9 protein-coding genes are annotated in these 11694 nt (G+C 52.2%); 4 read left to right on the top strand and 5 right to left on the bottom strand.

Translation table 11 applies throughout. The annotated features are described in order from the left end of the window. The first annotated feature begins 94 nt into the window (after nt 1–94). Complete coding sequence (locus KNP85_RS04545; RefSeq protein WP_214801595.1) at nt 95–832, top strand: YwqG family protein; 738 nt, start codon at nt 95–97, stop codon at nt 830–832. Between the two features lie 44 nt (nt 833–876). Here the strand turns inward: KNP85_RS04545 and KNP85_RS04540 are convergent, their stop codons facing one another. Next, nucleotides 877–4020, bottom strand: coding sequence for an efflux RND transporter permease subunit (locus KNP85_RS04540; RefSeq protein ID WP_214801593.1), 3144 nt, complete (start codon nt 4018–4020; stop codon nt 877–879). 24 nt (nt 4021–4044) lie between these two features. After that, complete coding sequence (locus tag KNP85_RS04535; RefSeq protein WP_021068045.1) at nt 4045–4617, bottom strand: TetR/AcrR family transcriptional regulator; 573 nt, start codon at nt 4615–4617, stop codon at nt 4045–4047. Nucleotides 4618–4845: 228 nt separating this feature from the next. Here KNP85_RS04535 and KNP85_RS04530 point away from each other — a divergent pair, with 228 nt between their 5' ends. From KNP85_RS04530 to KNP85_RS04520, 3 genes are all read left to right on the top strand, one after another. Then, a complete protein-coding gene (locus KNP85_RS04530) occupies nt 4846–5916 on the top strand; it encodes a Fe(3+) ABC transporter substrate-binding protein (RefSeq protein WP_214801591.1) in 1071 nt (356 codons plus the stop codon). Between the two features lie 134 nt (nt 5917–6050). Next, nucleotides 6051–7688, top strand: coding sequence for an ABC transporter permease (locus tag KNP85_RS04525; protein ID WP_058765398.1), 1638 nt, complete (start codon nt 6051–6053; stop codon nt 7686–7688). After that, nucleotides 7688–8395, top strand: a complete 708-nt coding sequence (locus tag KNP85_RS04520; protein WP_021068048.1) for an ABC transporter ATP-binding protein — start codon at nt 7688–7690, stop codon at nt 8393–8395. The genes KNP85_RS04525 and KNP85_RS04520 overlap by 1 nt, the downstream gene beginning before the upstream one ends. A 96-nt stretch (nt 8396–8491) precedes the next feature. Here KNP85_RS04520 and KNP85_RS04515 read toward each other — a convergent pair whose 3' ends face one another. The 3 genes from KNP85_RS04515 to KNP85_RS04505 form a co-directional block, all read right to left on the bottom strand. After that, nucleotides 8492–9388, bottom strand: coding sequence for a class F sortase (locus KNP85_RS04515; RefSeq protein ID WP_214801589.1), 897 nt, complete (start codon nt 9386–9388; stop codon nt 8492–8494). A gap of 20 nt (nt 9389–9408) precedes the next feature. Further along, nucleotides 9409–10749, bottom strand: coding sequence for a globin family protein (locus KNP85_RS04510; RefSeq protein WP_214801587.1), 1341 nt, complete (start codon nt 10747–10749; stop codon nt 9409–9411). Between the two features lie 82 nt (nt 10750–10831). Further along, nucleotides 10832–11611 (bottom strand): helix-turn-helix domain-containing protein, encoded by a 780-nt coding sequence (locus KNP85_RS04505; RefSeq protein WP_214801585.1) that lies wholly within the window; start codon nt 11609–11611, stop codon nt 10832–10834. Between the last annotated feature and the right edge of the window lie 83 nt (nt 11612–11694).

The following is an 11694-nucleotide window of genomic DNA, read 5'->3' as shown; positions in this document are numbered from 1 at the left end:
ATTCGGTCAAGATAAAGGCTATATAAAAAATGATAAAGGGTACACACGTTCGGTATGGTAGACTACTTTTATCATATCCGAATGAGGTGTTCGAATGGAACTTCAATCAATCAAACAGTTTATTGATCAGCACGGGCTCGAACAGGGTGATGACATCTTGGCGGCGTTCACGAAGCGCGTTAACTTGAAGCTTGAACCCCGAACGACACGAGAAGAAGTCGCGATTGGTCATTCGAAATTTGGCGGCTACCCAGATTTGCCGAGTGCGTCGGACCATCCTGGAGAGAACTTGACGTTGTTGGCACAGTTCCGGCTGAGTGACTTCACTGGATTTGAATCGGTCGAAGCGCTTCCGAAAGAAGGGATGTTATCGTTCTTCTATGATTTGGACGAACAACCGTGGGGTGACGCGGACGAACGTCACCTTTGGCGCGTCCTCTATACAGATGCGACGGCGCTTGTAAGGGTCCGCGTCGGCGAAGCACTCAACGAGAGGGCTGTCGCATTCGAAGAAGGCTATGCGCAGAACGATCACGACTTGTTTGATCTGATGAGTGAGGACGAGTATTCCGCGTTTGAGGAGTTATTCAATGAAGAAGAGGCGCATGCGGTCGGCGGTCATCCAGACGAGGTGCAACATGATGTGTTTGAAGAGGTTGAAGAGACCCATGGGGAACGATTCAGTGACCCGTTTCTCTTATTCCAAATGGACTCAAGCGATGAACTTGACATCATGTTCGGCGACGCCGGCATCCTCTATTTCCTGATTCCGATCGAAGCGCTCCGAGCCAAGCGGTTTGAAGAAGCTGAAATCATCATGCAATGTTACTGAGCGCAAAAAGAGAGTCGACCCTTTATGGGCGACTCTCTTTTGAATTACGCTTCTTTTTTCTTACGGAACCGTGCGAAGAACTCATACACGATTGGGACGATAAGGAGCGTCAACAGCGTCGAACTCGTCAGTCCGCCGATGACGGTCACACCGAGACCTTTCGAGATCAAGGCGCCGCCTTCAAGGCCGAGAGCGAGCGGTGCGAGGGCACCGATCGTCGCGAGCGCCGTCATGAGAATCGGACGGAGACGCGTACCGGCTGCTTCGAGCAAGGCATCGCGTGTCGAGAGACCGGCCGCTTCTTTATGAATGACGCGGTCAATCAAGACGATGGCGTTCGTGACAACAATCCCGATTAACATGAGCGCACCGATTAAGGCAGATACCGAAATCGTTTCGCCTGTAATGAGAAGGGCGACAAGCCCCCCGATAATCGCGTAAGGAAGCGAGAACAGGACGACGAACGGTGTGACAGCACCACCGAACGTGATGACGAGCACCAAGTAGACGATGGCGACGGCCGCGAGCATGGCGAGACCGAGCTGGGTGAACGATTCTTGAATCTGTTCAGTGACCCCACCGACGTCATACGAGACACCAGTCGGGAGTTCGATATCAGATACACGTTCCTCGATGGCAGCCGAAGCTTCCGTCGCTTTGTCGGTGCTGAGCTCGACGTTGACGCGAGCTAGGAGCTTCCCGTCACGTTGGACGAGCGTATCCGGTGTCGTTCCTTCCTCGACTTCGATGAAGTCCGAGATTGGGCGAGGGCCGAACGGTGTTGTCACTTCTTGTTCCTGCAAGTCTTCAATGCTGTCGTACGTGACTTGTTCCGTCGGGATGATGACATCGAGCTGCTTGTCATCGATTGTCACGGTCGAAAGCGGGCTTTCTTGCGCTTGGAACTGTCCAATCGTCTGGGCGAGCTGAGCGGCCGAGACACCTGCCTCAGCAGCAGCTTGCTGGTCGACGTTGAACGTGTATTGCACGTACGATTCGCGAAGGTCAGACGTTGCTTGACGGACGTAATCCGTCTCTTCTTCAATCGTCTCAATGAATGTCGGGACGATTGCTTCAAGCTCTTCAAGTGAGTTGGCATAGACGTTATACGTCACACCGCTCGTTCCGGCGCCGCCGGCGAAGTCTTGTTCTTTCCACTCACCGCCTGAGGCGAGTTCATTCAACCGTTCGACGTCGGCGATTTTGACATCGGCGAAATCTTCCGTGTCCGGATCGTACTGGACGATGAAAATCCCTTGTTTGTTGTTCCCAGGGTTGAGCGGGTTCTCGCCACCGACCGTGAATTGAACGTCGGTCGCGTCCGCTTGCTCTTCCATGAAATACGTCTCGGCGATTTCGGCCGCCGCAATCGAATCATCAAGCGTTTGGCCCGGTTCTGGGTCGAACGTGACGTAAAGCGTCTTCTCAGACTCTTGGTTCAAGAAGTTGACCCCAATGGCTGGGACGAGGGCGAAACTTCCGATTAAGAGAAGCGTCGCTAATCCAAAGACGACGAGTTTATGGTTGAGCGACCAGTTGAGGACGCCGCGATACCATTCGGCGAGCTTCCCTGGTCCTTCTTCCGGTTTCAATTTGTCGCGGTTCTTAAAGAACGAGTCGGCCATCATCGGTACGACCGTGATCGCGACGAGTAGCGACGCGAGCAAGGCGAAGACGACGGTCAAGGCGAACGGTAAGAACAGCTCGCCGACGAATCCTGTGACGAAACCGAGCGGCAAGAAGACGGCGATTGTGACGATTGTCGACGACGCGATCGGAATGAACACTTCCTTCGTCGCAGCGATAATCAGTTCTTTGCCGCGCAATGTCTCGTTCGGACGTGTGAGGCGACGGTAAATGTTCTCAATGACGACGATAGAGTCATCGACGACCCGCCCGATGGCGACGGTCATCGCGCCGAGCGTCATGATGTTGAGCGTGATGTCGAGCTGTTTCAAGACGATCAACGCCATCAAGAGCGAGAGCGGGATGGAGATGACCGCAATAATCGTCGAGCGGAAGTTACGAAGGAACACGAGAATAATCAAGATGGCGAACAGACCACCGAGTAACGCTTTCGAGACCATCGTCTCGACCGATTCTTCAATCGGTTGGCCTTGGTCGAGCGTGACTGTGACGTTGGCCGTGTCATAGTCGGCTTCGAAGTCGGCGAGCACATCTTTGACGGCGTTGACGACATCGACGGTGTTCGCGTCTTGCGTTTTCGTCACTTGAATCCCGATGGAACGTTCCCCGTTCGACCGTGAAATCGATTCCTCGACGCCGCGGTCTTCAATCGTCGCGAGTTCGCTCAAGGCGACGGTCGGGACGGTTGTCGGGACGTTGGCAGGTGGGACGGCACCTGGCACTTCAGTCGGGACTTGTGGGGTCTCGCCAGTCGGAAGTTCCGTTGGCGCACCTGGCACCGGCTGTTCCGTTTGTGCGGGTGAATATGGGATTTGGAGGTCGCGGAACGCTTCGAGCGTCTCCGACTTCCCGTCGATGACGACGGCTTGTTCCGTATCACCGAGTTCATACAGGCCGAGCGCGATGCGGGCATCGTTCGCTTGAATCAACTGTTTGACCGTGTCTTCCGTCAAGTTGTAGTCGGCGAGTGCCTCCTCATCGAACTGAAGCTCGACACGACGAATCTCTTGTCCGGCGATTTGGACGGTCTGAGCGCCTTCGACCCCTTCAAGGGCCGGTTGTAACTCATCTTCGACCAATTTCGTCAATTCGGCCAAATCGAGACTCTCATCTGAGACGGCTGCCCCGATGACCGGGAATGCGTCAAAGCTGAGACGCGACACTTGCGGGTCTTGGACGGCTTCCGGCAACTCGACGTTGCTGAGCGCGTCTTTGACGAGTTGTTCAGCTTCTTCCATATCGGTGCTGAAATCGTAATCGATTTGAATGTTTGAAGCGTTCTGGAACGAAGACGATCGAACTTGTTCGACCCCGTTCAAACTCTTCAAGCGCTCTTCGAGCACGGTACTGACTTCATCGAGCACTTGTTCAGGTGAAGCACCTGGGTAAATCGTCGTCACCGAGACGGTCGGTGTCGTGATGTCAGGCAACGTTTCTAGTTTCATCGTCAAGCCGGCGAAAATTCCGGCGGCCGTCAAGATGATCGTCATCAACCAGACTGCGAACTTGTTGTTGACGGAGAAGGACGTGATTTTCTGCATGGGGTTCATTTCTCCTCTGATGGGTTAGTCTGTTTTACCCGAATCGATGTTCCGGGCTCGCTCGATCAAGCGAGCGATAATGTCTTGTTTTAGGGCGGGAGGGGCGATGCCGACGTTAAAGTGCTCGGACATCATCATCCCTTCGAGTGCATAACGGATAATCATCGTCTCGACGGGATCGCTCGTCTGTTGAAACGCTGCGAAGAACGTGTCGAGGTCGTGCTTCCACCGTTCGGCGTATTCCTGGTCGACAGCGAATAGCGTCAAGAAGGCAATCATTTTCTCGGCGTCGATGTGAATCGGTGAACGCTCGGGATGGAGTTTCGTCTCGTCAAACAGGCGAACGAACGCTTCGACAGGACCGTTGCCGTCGGCTTGAAGCGACTCGTACAACTCGTTTTGCTCGGTTTGGAGCCGTTCGACGATTGCGGTCAACAGCGCTTCTTTGGATGGATAATGATATAGGAGACCACCTTTCGAGACGCCAGCCGTCTTGGCGACTTCATCTAATGTAAGATGATGTACACCATGCTCCATGATGATATCCGTCGCGGCATCCAACAATTTCTGTTTCGTGATCATTGATCGGTTTGTCATGTCATGCCTCCTTTCTGTACCGACCAGACGGTTTGTTCTCTTTCACTATAGGGGGCTAGTCATTTTGAAGTCAAGACATGATGATGTTAAAACTGTTAAGTTATGTGTTTATAACTGTGGTAAACGATTTCAAAAAAAGGTTGACGTGAGAATGATTATCAGTGATGATAGTAACTGAGAGTAATTATCATTACCAATATTAGAGATGAATAAGTGGGGGATTATGAAATGAACAAAAAGTACATGGCACTTGGCCTTTCGGCTGCGCTCACGACATCACTTCTTGCGGCTTGCGCCAGCACAGAAGAAACGACGACTTCAAGCGACAACGAGACAGCAGAAGAGTCAAAAGTCGTCAATGTTTACTCGAGCCGTCACTATGATGTCGATAAAGAGCTTTACAAGCAGTTCGAAGAAGAGACAGGCGTGAAAGTCAACGTCGTCGAAGGGAAAAGCGATGAGTTGCTCGAGCGTTTGAACACAGAAGGCGACAACACGGAAGCCGATCTCTTCATCACAGCGGATGCAGGGAACTTGTATCAAGCCAAAGAAGCGGGACATCTGCAAGCGGTCGATAGCGATGTGCTTGAGTCAAACGTCCCTGAGAAATACCGTGACACAGACAAAGAATGGTTCGGTCTCACGAAGCGGGCCCGTGTCATCGTCTACGCCAAAGACCGCGTGAAACCAGAAGACTTGTCAACGTATGAAGCACTCACAGAAGAACAGTGGAACGGCAAAGTTCTCGTCCGTCCGTCTGAGAACATGTACAACATCTCGCTCCTCGCCTCGTTCATCGAAGTGAACGGTGTCGACCAGGCAAAAGAGTGGGCGAAAGGTATGGTCAACAACTTTGCACGCGACCCACAAGGAAACGACCGTGACCAAGCGAAAGCAGTCGTGGCCGGTGAAGGTGATGTCGCCATCATGAACACATACTATATGGGTCTCATGTTGAACTCGGAAGACGCGGAAGAGAAGAAAGTGGCTGAGCAACTCGGTGTCTTCTTCCCGAACCAAGATACGACGGGGACACACGTGAACATCTCAGGAATCGCGATGACAAAAGCCTCGAAGAACGAAGACAATGCGAAGAAACTCATGGAATTCATGTCTGACCCGTCAGCACAAGAACAGTTCGCGAGCGCGAACTATGAGTATCCGGTCAACGAGTCGGTTGAACCGAACGAACTCCTCCAATCATGGGGTGAGTTCAAAGAGCAGGACATCAACCTCTCGGCACTTGGAGAACACCAACAAGAAGCCATCCGTCTCTTCAACGAAGCGGGCTGGAAATAAGAAGACTTCGGCTTGAACAGACGTTCAGGCCGAAGATTTTTGCGTTTCTTGACACGCTAGCGGTACAACGAGAGCGTTGAACCTGATATGATGGGACAGGAAGTGACTGAACGAAAGAACGGGAGTTGTACGACATGAACTGGTACGCGCTGAAACGACAACTGAATGGATGGGCCATCCTCAGCTTTATCGCGCTGGTGTTCATCGTCCTGCCAGGCGTCGTCGTCTTGGTCGAACTGTTCGCACCGGTCAACGACAACTGGCAACACATCCGCGAGTACTTGTTACCGACTTATGTGCGCAATACGCTGTTCATCATGCTCGCGACCGGATTGTTGACGACCATCATCGGGACGAGCTTGGCTTGGTTCGTCACCGTCTATGACTTTCCGTTCCGTCGGTTCTTCAAATGGGCGCTCATCTTACCGCTCGCTATCCCGCCTTATATCGGGGGATACACGTATCACGGAATCTTGAACTATACGGGCGTCATCCAGACGACGCTGCGCAATGAGTTCGGCATCACCGTCGACCAGACGTACTTCAACATCATGACGATTCAAGGGACGGTGTTCATCTTCACGCTGTTCTTGTATCCATACATTTATACGATCACGCGGGCCTTCCTGCACAATCAATCGTCCTCGATGATTGAGAACGCCCGCATCCTCGGCCGCGGCTCATGGGACATCTTCTTCACTGTCGTCATCCCGATCTCGCGCGTCGCCATCATCGGCGGGGTCAGCCTCGTCTTGATGGAAGTATTGAACGACTATGGGGTCGTCAAATACTTCGGGATTCAGACGTTCAGCACGGCCATCTTCAGTACATGGTTCGGGATGAAAGATACGTCCTCGGCGCTCAAACTCGCCGGGACGCTCATGATTCTTGTTATCGCCATCTTGACGATGGAACGGCTCGTCCGGGGGCGGAAGCAGTTCAGCTATGCGACGACAAAAGTGAAGCCGCTTAAACCGAGACAATTGACCGGGTGGCACCGCTACGCCGTGTTCGGCTATGTGGCGACCATCTTCGCCGTCGCGTTTCTCATCCCGTTCGTACAACTCGTCGCTTGGACGGTATTGACGTTCGAGCAAGTGTTCACGGCCGAGTTTTTCCGCCTCGTCTGGAACACGGTGAGCGTGGCGTTCATTGCGACCGTGATCATTCTTGTGTTCGCGCTCATCATCGCGAACTACACGCGCCTGTTCCCGTCGAACATGACACGCGTCATCTCGAAAGTGACGACGCTCGGTTATTCGATCCCGGGAGCGGCCATCGCCATCGCCGTCATCACGTTGTTCTTGCTGCTTGATGAGTGGGTGTTGAACGTGGCGCTCGCTTTGGACTTAGGCCAGACGTTCGTATTCAGAACGACACTCATCATGCTCATCTTCGCCTACGTCATCCGCTTCCTCGCCATCGGCTATAACTCGATTGAGAGTGGATTTGAGAAAGTCGGGAAGTCGTTCACGGAAGCGTCACGCATGCTCGGGTGGGGGACGGTACAGACGTTCTTCCGGGTCGATATCCCGATGATTAAAGGGGCGATCATGAGCGCGTTCATCCTCGTCTTTATCGATATTATGAAAGAATTGCCGCTGACGCTGTTTTTACAGCCATTCAATTTTTCGACGCTCGCCACACAGGCGTTCAAATATGTCAGTGACGAGAAGATACATGAGGCAGCGCTCGCCTCAATCGTCATCGTGCTCATGAGCGGACTGTTGATCTTTGTGTTCCATAAGGTGCTTGATAAGGAGGCCGACTAATGTTTGTTCAAATCAACGATTTACACTTCAGCTATAAAGGTGCGCAAGCCGAGACGATTAAAGGATTCTCAATCTCGATCACGAAAGGTGAAATCGTCTCGCTTCTCGGTGACAGCGGTTCTGGGAAGAGTACGATTTTACGCCTCATCGCAGGGCTTGAGATGCCGAATCAAGGCGTCGTCGTCGTTAACGACTGTGTCTGTTGCGACGATTGCCAGTTCATGCCGCCTGAACAGCGTGGTGTCGGGATGGTGTTCCAAGACTATGCGCTCTTCCCGCATATGACCGTTGAGAAGAACATCCGCTTCGGTCTGCATAAATTGAGCCGGAAAGAGCGGAACGAGCGTGTCGAAGAGATGCTGACGCTCGTAAACCTGTCCGAGTTCCGTCACCGCTATCCGTATGAGCTCAGTGGTGGTCAGCAACAGCGTGTCGCGCTCGCGCGTGCGCTCGCACCGAAACCATCGCTCCTCATTTTAGATGAGCCGTTCAGCAACTTAGACACGTCGCTCCAACATCGCATTCGGGACGATTTGCGCCGCCTCCTCAAACAGACGGGGACGACGACAATCTTCGTCACCCACGATGAAGAGGACGCGGAGGCGCTCGCTGACCGTATCGTCTATCTCGGCGAAGGCAAAATCAAAAAACAGATCATGACGGAGAACAATAAGACGTTCAACCCGCAGATTCCGTGTTTCGTCTAAACGAAAAAGCATTCCTCATCGAGGGATGCTTTTTTGCTTGAAGTTGCAAGTTGATAAAAAGCACCCACAGATGGCGGTCTGTGGGTGCTTCGATCATCACTTCGTCTGTGCGGAAGGACTCGACTCGTTCCCGAGTTGATCGATCGCTGTCACGTAATACGCTGCCTGCTCGTTCGTGACTTCGATGCTCTTCCGGGCGTGCGACGGGATACTTTCGATATGTGTCGCTTCACCGTCGACCATTTCGTAGACGCGATAGCCGATGACGGCGTCGTCACGGACGGCGTGCCACGTCAATAAGTTCCCGCGGAGTTCGACGCTCGTCGGTGCGTCGAGTTCGACTTCGGTATTGATCTCGGTATCGACAAGTTCGGTATAGACGACGAAACGCTCGTCGTAACCGCCGTCACCGAATGTACCGGAACACGTGATCAAGTTCAAATGTCGACTCGACGTGGCCCCGAAGATATCCTCGATCGGTGCGTTTTTCGTATCGTAGCTCTCTGTTTTTGTGACACGAAACGTCAACATGTTGCCATTCTCGTCAATAATCGTCACGGCATCGCCTTTCTTCAATTGATCAAGGTCATAGAAGACGGCAGGGCCGGTCTTGCTGTCGACGTGTCCTGCGATGACGGCATTTCCTTTACTACCAGGTTTGACACCCGGCTCGAACCAACCGACTTGGTTCTCGTCTTTTGGGACGCCCATCTGTCCGTTGTCGAGCACACCGACTTGCTCGATCGCGGTGTCGACCTTGATTTTGGGAATTTGAAGTTGGACGGGTGTTGCGGCCTTGGCACTTTCCTCTTCCTCGGCTAATCGGAGCTTCTTCACCTCTTCCTGTAGAAGTGAGAATTCAGCCGATAAATCTGGGCTCTCCTCTATTTGTTTTTCTTCTACAGGTGGTGACGACGATTCTTGGGCGCTCGTCCACGTCCAGAAGCCAAAACAAAAGAGAGAGAGCGCCAGAAACAAATGGCGCTTGTTCATGGGGCTCCCTCCTTATTGAATTATTGTTCAGACACTTTACGGTTGCGAAGCGTTACAAAGGCGAGCAAGATTCCACCAAGTACAGCAAGGCCAGCGTAGAGCGTGTTCATTGATTGTTCTTGTGCACCACCGAGACCTGTTTCAGGCATCTCTTCAGGCATTGTTGTTTCAGCGAACTTGTCAGGCATTTGTGTCACGATCGCGTTACCGAGTGTCTCACCAACACCGAACATGAACGCGTATCCTTCACGGAATGACATCCAAGCGGCATCCGCGTCACCAGCTACATACTGATCGAACGTTTGAAGCACGAGGGCCTCATGTTGTTTGATGGCTTCTTGGCCAGCTTTTTGTGGCAAGTTACCTTCTGTCGCTGCGTCGAGGAATGTGCTGAAATCGACAGCGAACTGGTCGAGCTTCATGCGTGCTTCTTCAATTTTAGCTTCATCGCCTTCAAGTGTAGCGGCAACGATGTCACCTTGTGCTGTGATGTGGTTCCCGTTCCATACTTTTTCGAATTGGGCCGCACCTTCATCACCGTAGACTGAACCGATGGCTGCTTTGAAATCGAGTGTGTTCTGATCTTCAGCCCAGCTCACGTAGTCGAAGTCTTCTGCTTGATCGTAGCCTTTTTGCATGCCGATTGCTGCGAGTGCGAAGTGTTCACCAGCAAGGCTGTTCAATGTTGAACGAAGCTCGACGGCCGGTGTGTCAGCAGCAGTTTCAAACTTGTCAGGCATCTGTGTGACGATTGCGCCTGAGAGGGCTTTACTGATGTCGAACATGAGCTTGTACCCTTCACGGTACGTCATGTATGCCGACTCGTAGTCACCTGCGACATAGTTGTCGAATACTGAGAGAACTTGGTCTTCGTGAAGCTCGAGTACGTCAGCTGCAGCGTCTTTTGGTAAGTTACCTTCTGTTGCTGCATCAAGGAATGTTGAGAACTCTTCGACGAATTCGTCGACCTCAGCTTCAGCGTCAGCGCGAAGCTCTTTGTCTTCTGATTTAGCCGCTTCAACGAAGTCAGCTGAGTAGTCGTTGTGACCAGCGAAGATGTCTTCGAACTGGGCTGCGCCCTCATCTCCATAAATTGAAGCGATGGCCGGTGTCATGTCGAGTGCGTTTTGATCGAGTGCCTTCATCGCGACTTCAGCGTCTGGTGCTCCATCGTAAGCTTTCATCATCGATGTGACGGCTAAGACGTAATGCTCAGACAGTAATTGGTCGAGCGTGGCTCGTAAGTCACCTGCTGGTGTGCTTGCTGTCGGCGCGTGATCCGCTGCCTGTGCATTCAATGGTACGAGTAAGCCGAGTGCGAGTGCCGGTGCTACAATCTTGTTCATTGTTTTCTTCTTCATGGGTAATCGCTCCTTTTTTTGAGTGGTTGTCGTTGTTTACACCCATCTAACGGAGCGGTTCAAAAAATGGATCACTCTTTTTTTATTTTTTTTCGTTTTTTTGTTGAAGTGTGCGATAAACCCCTGGTGCGACGCCATATTTTCGTTTAAAGATACGATGAAAATATGGATAGGAGCGGAATCCGGACAGTTCGGCAATCCGTTCGAGAGAGTGTTGGGTATACTGCATCTGTTCTTCGGCGAGCTGGAGTCGAATCGATTGAGCATAGGCGACAATCGTCATACCGGTCACTTCTTTAAATAAGTGGACGGTCCGCGATACACTGAGCCCGACCGCGTCGGCGACGTCCGCCACTTTGAAGTCGCTTGTAACGTTTCCTTCTATATAACGCATCATGCGTGACACGACAGGTGGTCGCACGTTTGCTTGCACTTCTTGGACTGAACGGTCGAGCATGAGGAGCAAGGCTTCAATCAGTGTTTCAATCAAGTCCGGACTTTGTTCAGTCGTCGGGCGTCGCGCCTCTTCGGTGATATGCTGCCAGAGTGACAACAAACGAGGGTCGATCGAGATGGACGTGATGCGGGAACGATCGACCGCCATCCACCATGCATCGAGGGTCGGACCGTCACAGAAAAGATGATAATCCCCGCTTGCCGGGGTATCGACATGCAGTTCGTACGCGTCACCAGGTTTGACGAGCAACAGGTCGCCAGGGCGTGCCGTATACGTCTTCCCATTGACGACGATGCGCGCCGTGCCTTCTGTCTGCAAGCGAATCAAATACGTCTCCAATCGATTGGGAAAAGGAAAAGTATAGGTCGTTGTATGATACGAATAGCCACAAAAGCCAATTTCCATCGAATCATCCTTTCTTAATAGCAAAATTGTGCATATTTTCATCATATCATGGATAGAAATCAAGGCGACGAGCGGGTACGATG

The sequence above is a fragment of the Exiguobacterium sp. s194 genome (assembly GCF_018618275.1).
In the GTDB taxonomy this organism is placed as follows: domain Bacteria; phylum Bacillota; class Bacilli; order Exiguobacteriales; family Exiguobacteriaceae; genus Exiguobacterium; species Exiguobacterium chiriqhucha.
Note: the sequence above shows the minus strand (reverse complement) of the source record. Positions and strands in the feature narration are given on the sequence as shown.